Here is a 15,882-nt window from a genome sequence, read left to right as displayed (position 1 = left end):
GTTACTGCCCGACCACCTGGCCCTTCGACCTGATCTCCGCGCACGGTTGCGACTTGCCCAGCGCGTCGGAATACTTCGGCCGCTTCTGCAGCTCCTGGAAGGTCGCGCGGAGATCTTCCGGGCTGGTCACGACGTTGGTGCCGGCCAGCGCCTTCTCCGCGCCCTCCAGGAACTGCGCGTTCGGTTCGAGCGCCCGCACCGGGGCCTGCGCGTCGCCGTACGACTTCGCGGACTCCGCGACGAACTTGACCAGCTGTTCGTGCACGTTCTCGAGGTCGTCCTCGGGCGGGCCGAGCTCCTTCAGCTTCTTCTCCGCGCCGGCGAACGCGGTGGCGTTGGACGTCAGCAGCCCGAGGTAGGCCGTCTTGACCGCGGCGAAGTCCGCCGGGTCCTGTTTGCGCAGCTCAAGGCCCGCTTCCAGGCCCGGGAGGACACCGCCGCAGAACGCGTCCACCCACTGCCGCTGCGCGTCGGTGATCGGCTTGTCCGCCTCCGAACCGCACGCGGACAGCACGACGGCACCGGTCAGCACAGCGAGCAGACGTGTCCTCATCCGTCCTATCTTCCCGGACGCCGGAAAACACCCGTTCGAGCGATCCGACCGGCTGTGTTCACGCTGGTCAGGAAGGAGGAGGAGACGCCTGCAGGCCCTTGCAGTTCGAAGCCTTCCCCGCCGCTCCCGCGAGGCCGGTCTCGTCGAACTTCTTCTGCACGCCGGCGCCCGCCTTCTCCAGCTCACCGGCCTTCGCGACCATCTCGGTGAAGGCGGTGACGACCTGGGTCGAGTCCGCCGACGAGTCCAGCTTCGACTTGGTGTCGGCGAGCAGGGTCTTGATCTGACCCATGCCGTCCTGCGCGGCGGCGGCCAGCTCCTTCGACTTCGGGTGCGGGCCGTCCTCCAGGCCCTTGAGGTCCGCGATCGACCTGTCGACCGCGGACACCTTGGACCCGAGCCAGTCCGAGAGACCCGTCTTGAGCTTCGACGGGTCGCTCATGTCGATCGGCGGTTCGTCGGCCATGGTCTTCACGGTGCCGTCGACGGCACCGCAGACCTTGTCCATCCACGCCACGACGTCCGCCTCGCTGGCGGTGGGCGTCGACGAACCTCCGCCGGTGCACGCGGTGACCGCGAGCAGGCAGCTGGTCATGACTGCGGTGAGTGTGCGACGCATGAGCCGGAAGTTACTCCGAACGGCGCCGCTCAACTCGTCGGCGTGACGTTGAGGCGCTGCATCTCCTGGCACTTCTGCGCCGACTGCGTGGCCTTCTGCAGCTCGGGGACGTCTTTGAGGTCGCGCAGCGGGTCGGCGAGCTCGGAGAGCTTGGCGATGGCCTCTCCGGCGGCCTGGAGGCCTCCGGTGGCGTTGTTGGCGTCGGCCTGCTCGACCTTCGTCTTGGCGTCGGCGAACACGGCGCCGAGCGAGGTGAACGTCTCGGCCATCTTGGTGACGGCCTCCTCACCGCCCGCGACGGGCGACGGGCCGACGTTCTTCAGGCCCTCGGCCGACTTGGTGAAGGCGTCGGCGAGCTGGCCCATGTACGCGGCCATCTCGGCCTTGAGCTTGGCGGAGTCACCGGCGTCGAGCTTGGGGGCCGTCTTCTCGATCTTGGCGAACTCGGATGCCGCACCGCACACCTTGTCCATGTAGGCGACGGCCTGGGGGTTGACCGCGCCGCTGGTGGGTGTCGTGGAAGTGCCGGAGTTGCCGCCGGTGGTGCACCCGGCCAGCGCAAGGGCGGCAACAGCGGCAGTGGCGACGAGGCTGCGCCTCATGTCGGAACTCCTCGGTCGGGGTACGTCGGGGGATACCCGAACGTACCCCGACCGGAGGTGGATCTACGCGGCGCCGTTGCTGACGGACTCCGCGGGCGAGTCCGCGATCGAGGTGCCGCGGCGCTTCGACACGACCACCGCGCCGACGATGATCAGGGTCGCCACCACGGCGATCGCGATCCGGATCGGGTCGGACGCGTTGTCACCGATGGTGAAGGTGACGATGGCGGGCGCGATCAGCACCGAGACCAGGTTCATGACCTTGATCAGCGGGTTGATGGCCGGACCGGCGGTGTCCTTGAACGGGTCGCCGACGGTGTCGCCGATGACCGTCGCGGCGTGGGCGTCGGAGCCCTTGCCGCCGTGGTTGCCGTCCTCGACCAGCTTCTTGGCGTTGTCCCAGGCACCACCGGAGTTGGCCAGGAAGACCGCCATGAGCGTGCCGGTCGCGATCGCACCGGCGAGGTACCCGGCCAGCGGGCCGACGCCGAGGCCGAAGCCGACGGCGACCGGGGCGAGCACGGCCATCAGGCCCGGAGTCGCCAGCTCGCGCAGCGAGTCCCTGGTGCAGATGTCGACGACCTTGCCGTACTCGGGCTTCACCGAGTAGTCCATGATGCCCGGGTTCTCGCGGAACTGGCGGCGCACCTCGAACACGATGGCACCGGCGGCGCGCGTCACGGCGTTGACCGCGAGGCCCGAGAACATGAAGACGACGGCCGCACCGATGGTGACGCCGACGAGGACGTTCGGGCTGAACACCACGTTGGTGAACGAGATCGGCAGATCACCCGCGAGGTTGCCGACCTTGGCCACGGCCTGGTCGATCGCGTCCTTGTAGGAGCCGAACAGCGCCGTCGCGGCGAGCACGGCCGTCGCGATCGCGATGCCCTTGGTGATGGCCTTGGTGGTGTTGCCGACCGCGTCGAGCTCGGTGAGGATCTGCGCGCCCTCGCCGTGCACGTCGCCGGACATCTCGGCGATGCCCTGCGCGTTGTCGGAGACCGGGCCGAAGGTGTCCATCGCGACGATGACGCCGACGGTCGTGAGCAGACCACAACCGGCGAGCGCGATCGCGAACAGCGCGACGACGACGGAACCGGAGAGCAGGAACGCGCCGTACACGGCGGCACCGATGACGAGCGCGGTGTAGACGGCCGACTCGAAACCGACCGAGATGCCGGACAGGATCACCGTGGCCGCACCGGTCAGCGAGGTCTGGCCGACCTCCTTGACCGGCTTGTGCTCGGTGCCGGTGTAGTAGCCGGTCAGCCACAGGATGACGCCGGCCAGCACGATGCCGATGATCACCGCGACGGACGCGATCAGCGCCGGGTTGCCGCTCGTGGACTTGACCGCGTCGCTGATGCCGTTGAGGTCCGCGAAGGAGCTCGGCAGGTACGAGAACGCCGCGATGGTGCACAGCACCGCGGAGATGACCGCGGAGATGTAGAAGGCGCGGTTGATGGCCGTGAGGCCGTTCTCGCCCGCCTTCGCCTTGGTCGTGTACACGCCGATGACCGCGGTCAGCACGCCGATCGCGGGAACGATCAGCGGGAACAGCAGGCCCTGCACGCCGAACGCGGCGGTGCCGAGGATCAGCGACGCGACGAGCGTCACGGCGTAGGACTCGAAGAGGTCCGCGGCCATGCCGGCGCAGTCACCGACGTTGTCGCCCACGTTGTCCGCGATGGTGGCGGCGTTGCGGGGGTCGTCCTCGGGGATGCCCTGCTCGACCTTGCCGACGAGGTCGGCGCCGACGTCCGCGGCCTTGGTGAAGATGCCACCACCGACGCGCATGAACATCGCGAGCAGCGCGGCACCGAAACCGAAGCCCTCCAGGACCTTCGGGGCCTGGCCGGCGTAGACGAGCACGACGAGCGCCGCACCGAAGAGACCGAGACCGACGGTGGTCATGCCGACGACGCCACCGGTGCGGAACGCGATGCGCGTCGCCTTTTCGCGACCGCCTTCTTCGTTCGCGGCGGCGGCGACACGCACGTTGGCGCGCGTGGACAACCACATGCCCAGGTAGCCGATGGTCGCCGAGAACGCGGCACCGACGAGGAAGAACAATGATCGGCCGATTCGCTCGGCCAAATCATCCGCCGGTAGCGCGAACAGCAGTACGAAAACGATCACGACAAAAATGCCGAGCGTCCGGAACTGCCGGTTGAGGTAGGCCGCTGCGCCCTCCTGAACCGCCTTGGCGATGTCCTGCATCTTGGGGGTGCCCTGGCCCGCGGCCAGCACCTCCTTGAGCAGCACGTACCCGACGGCGAGAGCAGCCAGGGCGACCACGGCGACCACGGCTACGACGCCGCGATCACCCCCGGAGAGCTCGAGGCCCTCCGCGAGGAAATGCCGGGACATCCGTCCTCCTGGTGAGTTGCCATGTGCAGCGCCAAGGCAGACCAGCCGCCCAGCGCGACGTGACGCATCCCTCATTGGATGCGATGAGCGGGGAGTCTAGGGGTTGGTTGCAACGAGGCAACGAAACGTCCCGATCCGTGCACACACCGTTATCTGCGCAGGAAGTCGAGTACGGCCCGGCCGGGACTGTCGGTGGTGTATGCGAAGCTCGATCCCGTGGTGGATCAGGGACGCCGGTTGCTGGACCGCGTGCTGGCGGGTGTGCCCGCCGGGGAGTCACCCCTCACGCACGCGCGCGATCTGCCGTTGCGGCAGGCAGATCACGTGCAGTGGCCTGCGTGGACGGCCCCGGCGGTCGTCGAGGCGTTCGTCGGGACCGGTGTGCGCGAGCCGTGGCGGCACCAGGCCGAGGCCGCCGAGCTGGCGTGGTCGGGGCAGCACGTGGTCCTCGCGACGGGCACGGCGTCGGGCAAGTCACTTGCCTACCAGTTGCCCGTGCTTTCCACTCTTTTGGCGGACACGAAGGCCACCGCGCTGTACCTGTCCCCGACCAAAGCCCTTGGGGCGGACCAGCTCCGTTCGCTCGAGGAGCTGGGGATCAAGGGCGTGCGCGCGTCGGCCTACGACGGTGACACCCCGATGGCCGAACGCGACTGGGTCAAGGCGCACGCGAACTGGGTCTTCACCAACCCGGACATGCTGCACCGCGGAATCCTTCCGCAGCACCCGAAATGGCTGCGGTTCTTCCGCCGGCTGAAGTACGTGGTGATCGACGAGTGCCATTCCTACCGAGGCGTTTTCGGTTCGCACGTGGCGTTGTTGATGCGGCGACTGAGGAGGGTCGCGCGGAAATACGGCGCGGATCCGATCTTCGTTTTGGCATCGGCCACTGTGGCTGATCCTTCCGGGTCCGCGCAGCGATTGCTGGGCGTCCCGGTTTCCGCTGTTGTGGACGACTTCTCTCCGCGCGCGTCGCGCACCGTCGCGTTGTGGGAGCCGCCACTGACCTCTCTGGAGGGTGAGAACGGCGCGCCCGTCCGGCGCTCGGCGGGCGCGGAGACGTCGCGCATCCTTGCCGATCTCGTCGTCGAGGGCGCACGGTCGCTCGCCTTCGTGCGCTCGCGCCGCGGTGCCGAGCTGACGGCGCTGGGCACCCAGCGGATTCTGTCCGAAGTGGACGATGAGTTGCCTCCCCGCGTGGCCGCGTACCGGGGCGGGTTCCTGCCGGAGGAGCGGCGGGCGCTCGAGAAGGCGCTGTCCACGGGCGACCTGCTCGGCGTCGCGACCACGAACGCGCTGGAGCTCGGCGTCGACATCGCCGGGCTGGACGCGGTGGTGGTCGCCGGTTTCCCCGGCACCCTGGCGTCGTTCTGGCAGCAGGCGGGCCGTGCGGGCAGGTCGGGCGACAGCGCCCTGGTGGTGTTCGTGGCGCGCGACGACCCGTTGGACACGTACCTGGTGCACAACCCGGCCGCGGTGCTGGACAGACCGGTCGAGGCGACGGTGCTGGACCCGCTGAACCCGTACGTGCTGGGCCCGCAGCTGGCGTGCGCGGCCTCCGAGATGCCGTTGACACCGGCCTGCCTGGACGACTTCGGCGGACCTCTCGCGGAGGAGGTGCTCGCCGATCTGGTGGCGGAGAAACTGCTGCGCAAGCGGCCTGCCGGGTGGTACTGGGCGTCGCACGACCGGCCGCACGCCGGGGTGGACATCCGCGGTTCCGGCGGCGACCAGGTGGCCGTCGTGGAGTCGGACTCGGGCCGGATGCTCGGCACGGTCGACCCGGGATCGGCCTGCTGGCAGGTGCATCCCGGCGCCGTGTACCTGCACCAGGGGCGGGCGTACGTCGTCGACGAGCTCGACCTGGACAGCGGTCTCGCGATGGTGCACCGCGAAGACCCGGAGTGGACGACGCAGCCGCGCGACTGCGTCGACATCACGGTCGTGCGCGAGGTCGAACGCACCGACTTCGGCGGGGTGTCGGTCTGCCTGGGCGAGGTGGAGGTGACGACCCAGGTCGTCGGCTACCTGCGCCGGCTGCCGTCCGGCGTGGTGCTCGACCAGATCCCGCTCGACCTGCCGGAACAGTCGCTGCGGACCCGCGCCGTCTGGTACACCGTCGACGAGTCGCTGCTGTTCGACGCCGGTGTGGAGGCGAAGCGCGTCCCCGGTGCCCTGCACGCCGCCGAGCACGCGGCGATCGGCCTGCTGCCGCTGTTCGCGACGTGCGACAGGTGGGACATCGGCGGCGTGTCGACGGCCGCGCACCCGGACACGGGGATGCCGACGGTGTTCGTGCACGACGGCCATCCCGGCGGGGCGGGCTTCGCTGACCGAGGTCACTCGGCGCTGCGGGCCTGGCTGTCGGCGACCCGGGCCGCGATCAGTGCCTGCGGGTGCCCGATGGGCTGCCCGTCGTGCGTGCAGTCACCCAAGTGCGGCAACGGCAACGACCCGCTGGACAAGGCCGGCGCGGTCCTCGTGCTGGACGTGGTGCTGGGCAAAATCGCCTGACCGGGTGACCGTTCCTTGGCTACCGTGGCGCTGTGAACGCATGCAGCTGCAACGCCACTGACCGGACCCGTCGCGCCTAGGCGCGGCCGGGTCCGATGCTCCGCCGCGCCCGTCCTACCTGGTCACGGGTTCATGGGAGTCTGCCTTGTTCACCCCTTTTGCTGATCTGAACGCACTCCTCGCCGACCTCGTCACGTCCGTGCGCGAGATCCTCGGCCCCACCTACGTCGGCACGTACGTGCAGGGCTCGTTCGCCCTGGGTGCCGGCGACATCCACAGCGACTGCGACTTCATCGTCGCCTGCACCGAACTGCCGTCCGGCGCCCGCGAAGCCGGGCTGCGCGCCCTGCACGCCGAGATCCCGACCCGTCCCGGCCACTGGTCGACGGAGATCGAGGGTTCGTACGCCGACGTGGAGTCACTGCGCTCGGTGGCGGGGCTCGGGGTGCCGTGGCTGTTCAACGATCACGGCACGCGGACCTTGGAGTGGGACCTGCACTGCAACAATCCGCACGCCCGCTGGATCCTGCGCCACCACGGCATCGTGCTGGACGGCCCGCCGATCACCTCGCTCGTCGACGAGGTACCGGCTTCGGTGTTGCGCTCGTCGATGCGGGCCGAGCTGCCGCACGTGCTCGACGGCATTCGCGAGTGGGCGCCGATGGGCAACGCGTGGTCGCAGCGCTACATCGTCTCGGCCTACTGCCGCACGCTCTACACCATCCACACGGGAGAGGTGGAGTCCAAGCGCGGCGCCTTGCTGTGGGCGAAGAAAATGCTCGATCAGCGGTGGCACCCGCTGATCGAGCAGGTCTTGCAGGACCGGGACCTCGGCTGGGACGCCGACGCGGTTCCGCGGCCCGGATCCATGGAGGAGACCTTGGCCTTCGCTTCCTACGCGGAAACTCTCCAGCTCTAGATCTACCACTTTCCGTGAGGGCGCCTAGCGCCCGAGCCTGCGGGGGTCTGGGGGTCGCCCCCCAGATGACAACGCGTCCGACCCGGTGAGCGCGTAGTGCGAACAGAGTCGGCCCGAGGACGCTGAGGCGCGGCGGGGGCTCACGGGTACCCCCGCCGCGCTCTCCACGTGCCGAACACTGTGTTCCCGCCTGCTACCGCTTCGTGACCGGATCCCTTGGAACATCGGTGGAATCTGGTTCGTTCGTCTCGACAGGACACGCGGGAGGCGACGGTGTCGACTGTCTTCTGACGAACTCCGGGGAGGAGCCGGCTTCACCGACCGCGGCAGAGCTGGTGCTCTGCCACTAACGTTCCTCGGTCCGGTCACTGGTGCGGGAGGCTGTCCTTCGGGGTGCGTGTTCGGCTTTTCGCCCGTTCCTCTGCCGGCCCCCGACGTGCGGGGTGCGGAGGCCGATCATCGGATCGGGCTTGGTGGAACGGCCGCGCAGGGCATCGCCTTCGGGGTTGTCGGGGAGAGTCCACGACGACACCCAGCACGGCCGGGCTTCGCATTCAGTTGTGTGTCAGACGGCTTCGAGCTGGTAGCGCGCCGGGGCGTGCACGGCCTCGACGAGCGCGTCCTGCACGACGTGAGCGTCCGGCAGGTTCCAGCCGCAGACCTGCGGCTTGACCCGCCAGTGCACGACACCGTGCGCCATCGTGGTGGGCGGCAGCGGGATGTACTCGCCCTTGCCGTAGAGGTGCACGTCCGGGTTGTTGGCCAGCTCGGTGTTGAGCGTCGAGCCGGACTTCACGAGGAACATCCAGCGGCCGGACGGGGTCGCGGCGATCGGCACGGGGACGCCGATCGACCGCAGTGCGACGGCCGCGCGGCGGCCGAGGTCGGTGCCGACCTCGATCGCGTCCACGACGTGGCCGGTGGCGACGAGGAGGCTGTACGAGCGGCCCGCCCACCACGTGGCGACCTGGTCGGGACTGGTCCCGACGCGGTCCACCCAGTCGCGGTGCACGGGGATCGGGCCGTGGAGCTCGAGGCCGCTGCGGCCCGCCCACTTCGTGACGCCGTCCTCCGTACCGGCCGGATAGGTGCCTGGCAGCACGGGCCAACCGCGGTACGCGAGGCTCACGGCCTCGGCACGCAGTTCGATGCGGAAGGCCCCGCGCCAGCTATCCGACCAATCCATCTTCCGTCGCCTTCTTCCTAGGTTCTGACTCGACATCGGCAAGGTGTCGGTGTTCGTAGGGACACCGCGTCGGTGCCGCCACTACAACTAACGACACCGGCACCGGCCTCCGTAACCCCCGCGCGACAACTGGTAGCTACGGGACGGCGAACGTCCTTTGCCGGACCGGGCAACTGAACTCCGCGCGTTTGGTTCGATCACCGTTCAGCATGTCCCGGCGGCAGTGTGAGTCCGCTCACCGCTGTGAGCCGACCGCTCGTCGTGCTCCAAACGGCTCGATCTTCGGCCGGACCTGCCCTTGCCCGTGCGCTCGCCGGGCCGAACGGCGTAACCGCGGACACCTCGATCACCACCTCCCATCCGTTCACCGCGCAGCTCGTCAGCTCGGCCCGGTTTTCCGAAGCCACGCGTTTTGCCTGCTCACAAGCACTTTTGTCGCCGTCGACGAGACGAGCGGCCGCCGCGAGCGCCGCCAGATCGGCAGCACCGGTCACCCGGTGCCGGGCGACGACCGCCGAACCGACCCGCGCACCGGCCACCACGACGATGATCAGCGACAACATCGCCACCACGCCGCTCACCGCAGCCGAACCCCGCTCGCGGCCGGACCGCTCGCCGTTCACCGCGGCTCCGGCACGGCGAACGCCCGCGCGCTGAGCGGCAGGCCCAACGGTCCGCGTTTGCTGACCACGACCTCGATCGCGTCGCCTTCGGTGCCGATCACAACGTTGGCATCGCCCACGATCCGCCCGGCCGCTTCCTCGCCGCGCTGCCGTTCGCCCCGCGCGGTGAGCCGCGCCGCCTCTCTCGCCGCGTCGGTGCACCGCATCTGCTCGGTGACCGCTGTCAGCCCGTTCGCGCCCAGCCACATGGCCACCAGCAACGCGGACACGGCGATCGCCGCCTCGACCGTGACCATGCCCCGGTCGTCAGACCGAAGACAGCGCACTCTGTATCAGTCCCTCCATCAGCTTCCGCACGAAGTCGCTGGTGAGCAGCACGTACAGCAGACCTCCGAACGCGGCCGCCGCCAGCGTCCCGATCGCGTACTCCACCGTGCTCATGCCGCTGTCGTCGTTCAGCAGTTCCATCTGCTTCTCCTAGTTGAGGAATTGGCCGGCCAGCCCCAGCACCACCGGCGCGACGCCGAGGCACAGGAACGCCGGGAGGAAACACAGTGCGAGCGGTGCCGCCACCGCGACGGCGGCCTGCTGCGCCTTGGCCTCGGCGTCGTCACGTGCCTCGGCCCTGGTCCGCTCGGCGAGCTCGGCGGTCTGCCGGGCCAGTGCCGCACCGGAACGAGCGGTCCGCCGCGCGGCCCTGGCGAGCTGCGCCGTGGCGGGCCGGCCGAGCGCGGACGCCCACGCCGTGACCGGATCAGCGCCGAGCCTGAGCAACTCGGCGACCTGGCTCAGTTCCTCCATCTCGACCGCCTGGATCGCCGTGGGCACCGGCAACCCGGCTTTCAGACACGCGGCCAGCAAATCCAAGGCCGCAGCCCGTTCGAACGGACCACCCGGCTTCGTCGCGTCGTGCGGCGGGTCGTGAGCCCTGGGCTTCAACCGATCAATCGATCGCCGTGGCGCCGGTGCCAGCAGGACTGCCAGCGCGAGCAGGAGGAACGTCACGGCTTCACCTCGGTGATCCGCTGCGTCCACCACACCCCTGCCGCCCCGAGCACCGCGCCCAGTGCCAGCAGGAACTGCCCCGCGGTCGTGCTCGTGAGGACGTGGAACGGTCTGGCACCGCTGAGCTCGCCCAGCAGCACGCCCACCACCGGAAGCACCGCCAGCACCATCGCGCTGGCCCGCGGCCCGGCCATCCGCGCGTGCACCTGCCGCGCGAACGCCGCCCGTTGGTCGAGGTCGCGCCTGGTCGCGTCGAGAACGTCCGCCAGCGCCACACCATGCTTCGCCGACACGTGCCACGCCTTCGCCAGCTGGTCCACGGCATTGCCCAGCAACGGCTGCTTCATCTCGCGCAACGTCCGCTCCACGTCACCACCCAGCCTCGACGCGGCCGCCGCCGCTTTCAGCACCTCCCTCGCCGGAGCCGGCGTGTCCTCCGCCGCGTTCTCGGCCGCCTGGGCGGGGTGCGCACCGGCCCGCAGCTCGTCGACCACGCCGCCCAGGCCGTTGCTCAACGCCTCCGCGGCCTGCCGGAGCGCCTTGTTCTGCCTGCGCTGCTTGAGGATTCGCCGGCCGGTCACCGCCAGCACCGCTCCGGCGACCAGTCCGCCAATGCCCGCCACGAGGTAGGTGACCGTCGCCGCGGCCGCCAGCCAGACGTACGGCGGCACGACGACCTCCCTCTTGCCGCGCGGCCTGAGCCTTCGGACCGACCTGAGCTGCGGCCAGACGATCAGCGCCGTCGCCAGCAGAAGGAGGCTCAGCACAGCAGCTCCTTAGCCAGCCACCCGCTTCCGCGCGTCCAGACCGGACGGACGGCGAGTTCCGGTTTCCGCTCGAACACCCCGATCTCGTTGAGGTACCTGCGGTTGCCGTCCCGGCGCATGTGCAGCACTACCCGGACCGCCGCCGCGACCTGGCTGCGCAACGCTTCGGGCGACAGCCCGCCCAGCGCACCCAGGGCTTCGAGCCGCGCGGGCACCTCCGCCGGAGAGTTGGCGTGCAACGTCCCGGCGCCCCCTTCGTGCCCGGTGTTGAGCGAGGTCAGCAACTCCCTGACCTCGGCACCGCGCACCTCCCCGACCACGATCCGGTCGGGCCGCATCCGCAGGGCCTCCCGCACCAGTTGCCGGGTGGTGACCTCACCCGCTCCCTCGACGTTCGCCGGCCGCGCGGTGAGCCGCACGAACTGCGGGTGGTCGGGACTCAGCTCACCCGCGTCCTCGACGCACACGATGCGTTCCGCCTGCGGCACACACCCCAGCAGCGCCGACAACAACGACGTCTTGCCCGACCCGGTCCCCCCGATCACCAGGAACGCCAGGCGCCGCAGGACGACCGTCCGCAACGCCGCCGCGACCTCCGCGTCGAACGTGCCGAGTGCCTGCAAGGCGGGCAGGTCGTGCGTCGCGGGCCTGAGGACGCGCAGCGACAGGCAAGTGCGGTCCGCGATGGGCGGCAGCACCGCGTGCAGCCGGACCCCGCTGCCCGGCAACCACCCGTCGACGCACGGCGAGGCGTCGTCGAGCCGCCGGCCCGCCGCCACCGCCAGACGCTGGGCGAGGCGCCGCACGGAGTCCTCGTCGGGAAAGGTGATGCCGGTCCGGCGCAGCCCCGTCGTGCCGTCGACCCACACCTGGTCCGGCGCGGTGACGAGCACGTCGGTGGTGCCGGGATCGTCGAGCAGCGGGTCGAGGGGCCCGGCGCCGCTGAACTCCTGGCGGAGCACCTGGAGTGCTTCGAGGACGTCCGAGTCGGCCAGGACACCGCCGGCCTCGGAGCGGACCGCGTGGGCCACGACGGCCGCGGTCATCTCCATGTCGGCGCCAGCGAGGCGGTGGCGGACCCGGTCGATGAGGGCGGAGGTCATGTCGCCGCCTCCGGGCGGCGGGCGTGGCGGCCGTAGATGATCTCGCGGCCGGTGAGGCGGAGCCAGGTTTCCTGGCACCAGATGAGGAAGCGGTTCACTTCGGCTCCTCCTTGAAGATGTAGCGGGGTGGGTAGAGGCGGCCGTAGACGACGAGGTTGCGCAGCATCCGGCCTAGGAGGCGGAGCAGGGTCACGGCTGGAACTCCTTCGATGGCAACGGATTCGGCGGGCCGAGGGTCGGGATCAGCTGGAAGGGACGGTCACCCGGCGAGGCCGCCTGGCGGAGGGCGTGGCGGCGCAGAGCGCCGTAGTGGCCATGCGCCCCCGCAGGGACAAGAAAAGTGCGAGTGGCGGAGGCTGCGACGCGGAAGCGGTGTGTCCAGCACGGACAGCAGCGTGGAACGGGAGCTACGCGACGGCTGCAGACCGTGGCGCAGAAGCGGCGCGTCCCGCAGGGACAGGAACGTGGAGTGGAAACTGCGGCGCGACAGCGAGCCGTGACGCAGAGGCGCTGCGTCTCAGGGGGATGGGCGCGGTGGTGCGTTGGTCGGAGCCGGAAACTCCCCTGCTGCAAGGAAGTGACCGGGAGGACGCGGGTGCGGGACCTTCGACTCGTCCCCACGCAGAACCGGAATGCACCCGCATCCGACCGAGTCCGTCGACGCGATCTCGGCATCTGCCGAGACAAGCGCGAAGTACTCGGCCTCATCGGCCACCGCAGCATCTGGGGCGACGACCAGCGCGACGTTCGGAGCGGTCACGGGCGGAGTTCCTTCAGCACCACGCGGGCCGTGGTGGCGAGCGGGCCCTTGGGGTTGCGGGGGAAGCGGCCCCGTTCCAGCACCTCGGCCAGGCCCGGTTCCGGGCGCATCGAGGTCAGGAGGGGGACGCCGATCACGTCGGCCATCTCGGCCGGCTGGAGGTTGCCCGGGGACGGGCCTCGCACCACCAGGCGGAGGTTGCGGCCGTGGGTCAGGAGGGTGGTGGCCACTCGGCTGGCGGCGGCGGTGGCGCGGACTTCGGCCGGGACGACGAGGACCGTCAGGTCTGTGCGGTCCAGGGCGGCCGAGGCCGCGGCCGTGGGGAAGCGCGGGAGGTCGCAGACCACCGTGCAGCCCGCTCTGCGGCCCGCGTCCAGGACTGCCGCCACCGCTGCCGGTTCCGGGTCGGGGGCCGACCTGTCGCAGGCCAGGACGCTCAGGTTGCCCGTCGCCGGCAGGGCGGCTCGCAGGGCCGACATCGGGACCCTGCCGCCGGTGGCGTGCACGCCCGGCCAGCGGGCGCCCTGGTCGGATTCGGTGCCCAGGGCCAGGTCTATGCCGCCGCCGAGGGGGTCGCAGTCGACGAGCATCGCCTCGCCGCCCAGGGCCACCGCCTCGCGGCCGCAGGCTATGGCGAGGGTCGAGGCTCCCGCGCCTCCCCTGCCGCCGATGAACGACACCACGCGGCCCCGGTCCGAGGGCGGGCCCTCGCCCAGGTCGGTCAGCGCCGTCACCAGGGAGCGGCCCTCCACCGGCAGCTCCAGGACGCCGTCGGCTCCCAGGGCCACGGCCGGGGCCCACGGCGGATCGCCTCCGTGGACCACGAGGACACCGGTGCGGCGGGGGAAGCCCGCGTCCAGGCAGGCGGAGACGGCGGCGGGGTCGAGCAGGACCAAGGGGGCGGTGTGCCACTGCGAGCGCAACGACGTGACGTCGGGGGCGCAGGAGAGCGGGCAGTCGGCCGCAGCGGCCACGCGGAGTACCTCGTCGAGGAGGTCCTGGTCCGTGAGCAGGGCGATGGGGTGGGTCATGGGTTCGACCGTGGCCGGTCGTGATGAACGACACAACCGGGTGAAGATCCATCTGTGGACAACACGGCGGCTGTGGACAAGTCGCAATCTCGGGCGCCTTGCCGGGCCAGGACTGTCGGACCCGCGTGCGACTCTGGAGGGTTGGGCACACGGCGCTCGGACAGGAGCGGCAGAGGTCCAGTCGCACTCACGCGGAAACGGGGTGCGGATATGGGACGACCCCCGCCAGGGGGGAGGGACGGGGGTCGTCAATGGTTCAGTCCCGGGGGGTCGGACTGAACCCGTCCGTCGAACCGGACTCTCCTACTGTATCCCCATGCGCCAGTGCTGCGCGCAACTTCCGCAACAGCTGAGGGCCAAGTTTCGGTAACCGTGCAGCACAAGGATTTCGTACACGAACGAAATGCCGCCCGAACGGCCTACTGACGAGTACACCTAAGCTGAGCCACATGAGCCGGATCGCCGCCTTCTTCGACCTCGACAAGACCGTGATCGCGAAGTCGAGCACGCTGGCGTTCAGCCGGCCCTTCTTCCAGGAAGGTCTGATCAACCGCCGTGCGGTGCTGAAGAGCGCATATGCGCAATTCGTGTTCATGCTCGCCGGCGCGGACGCGGATCAAATGGACCGCATGCGCGCGCACATCACCGCGCTCGCCGCCGGCTGGGACGTGGAGCAGATCCGCGGCATCGTCAACGAGACGCTGCACGACATCGTCGATCCGCTCGTCTACAAAGAAGCGACGCAGTTGATCGCCGACCACAAGGCGGAAGGCCACGACGTCGTCATCGTGAGCGCGTCCGGCGAGGAACTGGTCGCCCCCATCGCCCAGATGATCGGGGCGGACTACAGCGTCGGCACGCGGATGGTGGTCCACGAGGGCCGCTACACCGGCGCCGTCGACTTCTACTGCGCCTCCGACAACAAGGCGGTCGCGATCAAGCAGCTGGCCGCCGAGCACGGCTACGACCTGACGAAGAGCTACGCGTACTCGGACAGCGTCACGGACCTGCCGATGCTGGAGGTCGTCGGCCACCCGACGGTCGTCAACCCCGACCGGGGCCTGCGCCGCATCGCCGTCGAGAAGGACTGGCCGGTGCAGCAGTTCGTCGACCCGGTGAGCCTGCGCTCCCGCATCCCCACCCCCTCGGGCAGGGCGGTCGCGGTCACGGCCATCGGCATCGGCGCGGTCGCGGCGGCCGGAGCGGCCTGGTACGGCCTGCGCCGCAAGCGCTCCCGCGACTGAAGTCAAGCCCTCGCGGCCACAATGCACCGGGAAGAGACCGGTACCGGCGAGTAGCGGCAACGCGCCGCACACGTGGTGCCCAGGTGAGTGCACGGCACCGCCCTCCCGGCGGTACCCGAACACGAACAAAACCTCACAAATCCAGAAACCCCAGCACTTTCACTACTGAACGTGGCTTGACCGGTGCACCCGTCCGAGCCCTTGCTGTGACCGGGCCCACGCACTTAAATGGGTGGTGCGGACCTAGGGTCGGCCAGGGGCCAGACGAAGAGAAGTCAGGATCCACCCCGGCCAAGCTCCGTGCGCGGACTTCGAGTACCCACGCGCAGCACGCCGCGGGAGGCTTGTCGTCTAGGGCCTGCGTACCGGGACGCCGGACGCCGAGGCCAGGGTTGTACGACTGGAGTTGCACGCTTGGTAACTCGCAAGCCCGCGCTGAAGACGGGGCACCCTTTCGAGGGTGCCCCGTCTGCTTGTGCGTGAAAAGTTGGCACCGAACGGCAGAATGTGCGCCCGTTGACCCACCACGCAGTCGTGAGTAACTTGCGAAATACGCCAGTTACCTGTGGGAACATCACCGGGA

General features: G+C 69.9%; 15 protein-coding genes. 3 read left to right on the top strand and 12 right to left on the bottom strand.

Going from position 1 to position 15,882, the window contains the following annotated elements; all coding sequences use genetic code 11:
- Position 1: 1 nt before the first annotated feature.
- From ORI60_RS29410 to ORI60_RS29395, 4 genes are all read right to left on the bottom strand, one after another.
- Positions 2 to 553: a hypothetical protein gene (locus ORI60_RS29410; protein WP_266041243.1), complete on the bottom strand. Its 552-nt coding sequence runs from the start codon at positions 551 to 553 to the stop codon at positions 2 to 4.
- 67 nt (positions 554 to 620) lie between these two features.
- A complete protein-coding gene (locus tag ORI60_RS29405) occupies positions 621 to 1,172 on the bottom strand; it encodes a hypothetical protein (RefSeq protein WP_266041242.1) in 552 nt (183 codons plus the stop codon).
- Positions 1,173 to 1,201: 29 nt separating this feature from the next.
- Positions 1,202 to 1,774, bottom strand: coding sequence for a hypothetical protein (locus ORI60_RS29400; RefSeq protein ID WP_266041241.1), 573 nt, complete (start codon positions 1,772 to 1,774; stop codon positions 1,202 to 1,204).
- Positions 1,775 to 1,837: 63 nt separating this feature from the next.
- Positions 1,838 to 4,147 (bottom strand): sodium-translocating pyrophosphatase, encoded by a 2,310-nt coding sequence (locus tag ORI60_RS29395; protein ID WP_266041240.1) that lies wholly within the window; start codon positions 4,145 to 4,147, stop codon positions 1,838 to 1,840.
- Positions 4,148 to 4,363: 216 nt separating this feature from the next.
- Between ORI60_RS29395 and ORI60_RS29390 the strand changes: the two genes are divergently transcribed.
- Together ORI60_RS29390 and ORI60_RS29385 are read left to right on the top strand one after the other, a co-directional pair.
- Positions 4,364 to 6,661: a DEAD/DEAH box helicase gene (locus ORI60_RS29390; RefSeq protein WP_266041239.1), complete on the top strand. Its 2,298-nt coding sequence runs from the start codon at positions 4,364 to 4,366 to the stop codon at positions 6,659 to 6,661.
- Between the two features lie 145 nt (positions 6,662 to 6,806).
- Positions 6,807 to 7,580: an aminoglycoside adenylyltransferase domain-containing protein gene (locus ORI60_RS29385; RefSeq protein ID WP_266041238.1), complete on the top strand. Its 774-nt coding sequence runs from the start codon at positions 6,807 to 6,809 to the stop codon at positions 7,578 to 7,580.
- Positions 7,581 to 8,145: 565 nt separating this feature from the next.
- Here ORI60_RS29385 and ORI60_RS29380 read toward each other — a convergent pair.
- From ORI60_RS29380 to ssd, 8 genes are all read right to left on the bottom strand, one after another.
- The gene (locus ORI60_RS29380) at positions 8,146 to 8,766 is read right to left on the bottom strand and encodes a bifunctional DNA primase/polymerase (protein ID WP_266041237.1); all 621 of its coding nucleotides are present in this window, start codon (positions 8,764 to 8,766) and stop codon (positions 8,146 to 8,148) included.
- 197 nt (positions 8,767 to 8,963) lie between these two features.
- Positions 8,964 to 9,389, bottom strand: a complete 426-nt coding sequence (locus ORI60_RS29375; protein WP_266041236.1) for an Rv3654c family TadE-like protein — start codon at positions 9,387 to 9,389, stop codon at positions 8,964 to 8,966.
- Positions 9,386 to 9,685 (bottom strand): TadE family type IV pilus minor pilin, encoded by a 300-nt coding sequence (locus tag ORI60_RS29370; protein WP_266041235.1) that lies wholly within the window; start codon positions 9,683 to 9,685, stop codon positions 9,386 to 9,388. The genes ORI60_RS29375 and ORI60_RS29370 overlap by 4 nt, the downstream gene beginning before the upstream one ends.
- A gap of 10 nt (positions 9,686 to 9,695) precedes the next feature.
- Positions 9,696 to 9,857, bottom strand: a complete 162-nt coding sequence (locus ORI60_RS29365; RefSeq protein ID WP_266041234.1) for a DUF4244 domain-containing protein — start codon at positions 9,855 to 9,857, stop codon at positions 9,696 to 9,698.
- Positions 9,858 to 9,866: 9 nt separating this feature from the next.
- Positions 9,867 to 10,394 carry a type II secretion system F family protein gene (locus tag ORI60_RS29360; RefSeq protein ID WP_266041233.1) on the bottom strand — a complete coding sequence of 176 codons (528 nt, stop codon included), beginning with the start codon at positions 10,392 to 10,394 and terminating at the stop codon, positions 9,867 to 9,869.
- The gene (locus ORI60_RS29355; RefSeq protein ID WP_266041232.1) at positions 10,391 to 11,161 is read right to left on the bottom strand and encodes a type II secretion system F family protein; all 771 of its coding nucleotides are present in this window, start codon (positions 11,159 to 11,161) and stop codon (positions 10,391 to 10,393) included. The genes ORI60_RS29360 and ORI60_RS29355 overlap by 4 nt, the downstream gene beginning before the upstream one ends.
- Entirely contained in the window at positions 11,155 to 12,264 is a 1,110-nt protein-coding gene (locus ORI60_RS29350; protein WP_266041231.1) for a TadA family conjugal transfer-associated ATPase, read from the bottom strand. Before ORI60_RS29350 ends, ORI60_RS29355 begins: the two co-directional genes overlap by 7 nt.
- A gap of 756 nt (positions 12,265 to 13,020) precedes the next feature.
- A complete protein-coding gene (ssd, locus tag ORI60_RS29345; RefSeq protein ID WP_266041230.1) occupies positions 13,021 to 14,055 on the bottom strand; it encodes a septum site-determining protein Ssd in 1,035 nt (344 codons plus the stop codon).
- 449 nt (positions 14,056 to 14,504) lie between these two features.
- Between ssd and ORI60_RS29340 the strand changes: the two genes are divergently transcribed.
- Positions 14,505 to 15,299 carry an HAD-IB family hydrolase gene (locus ORI60_RS29340; protein ID WP_266041229.1) on the top strand — a complete coding sequence of 265 codons (795 nt, stop codon included), beginning with the start codon at positions 14,505 to 14,507 and terminating at the stop codon, positions 15,297 to 15,299.
- Positions 15,300 to 15,882: the final 583 nt, after the last annotated feature.

The sequence above is a fragment of the Lentzea sp. NEAU-D7 genome, assembly GCF_026242055.1.
Taxonomy (GTDB): Bacteria; Actinomycetota; Actinomycetes; order Mycobacteriales; family Pseudonocardiaceae; genus Lentzea.
Note: the sequence above shows the minus strand (reverse complement) of the source record. Positions and strands in the feature narration are given on the sequence as shown.

Coding starts and splice junctions, on each gene's coding strand:
- ORI60_RS29410 (WP_266041243.1), bottom strand. CDS start 553: ATGAGGACACGTCTGCTCGCTGTGCTGACCGGTGCCGTCGTGCTGTCC.
- ORI60_RS29405 (WP_266041242.1), bottom strand. CDS start 1,172: ATGCGTCGCACACTCACCGCAGTCATGACCAGCTGCCTGCTCGCGGTC.
- ORI60_RS29400 (WP_266041241.1), bottom strand. CDS start 1,774: ATGAGGCGCAGCCTCGTCGCCACTGCCGCTGTTGCCGCCCTTGCGCTG.
- ORI60_RS29395 (WP_266041240.1), bottom strand. CDS start 4,147: ATGTCCCGGCATTTCCTCGCGGAGGGCCTCGAGCTCTCCGGGGGTGAT.
- ORI60_RS29380 (WP_266041237.1), bottom strand. CDS start 8,766: ATGGATTGGTCGGATAGCTGGCGCGGGGCCTTCCGCATCGAACTGCGT.
- ORI60_RS29370 (WP_266041235.1), bottom strand. CDS start 9,685: ATGGTCACGGTCGAGGCGGCGATCGCCGTGTCCGCGTTGCTGGTGGCC.
- ORI60_RS29365 (WP_266041234.1), bottom strand. CDS start 9,857: ATGGAACTGCTGAACGACGACAGCGGCATGAGCACGGTGGAGTACGCG.
- ORI60_RS29350 (WP_266041231.1), bottom strand. CDS start 12,264: ATGACCTCCGCCCTCATCGACCGGGTCCGCCACCGCCTCGCTGGCGCC.
- ssd (WP_266041230.1), bottom strand. CDS start 14,055: ATGACCCACCCCATCGCCCTGCTCACGGACCAGGACCTCCTCGACGAG.
- ORI60_RS29340 (WP_266041229.1), top strand. CDS start 14,505: ATGAGCCGGATCGCCGCCTTCTTCGACCTCGACAAGACCGTGATCGCG.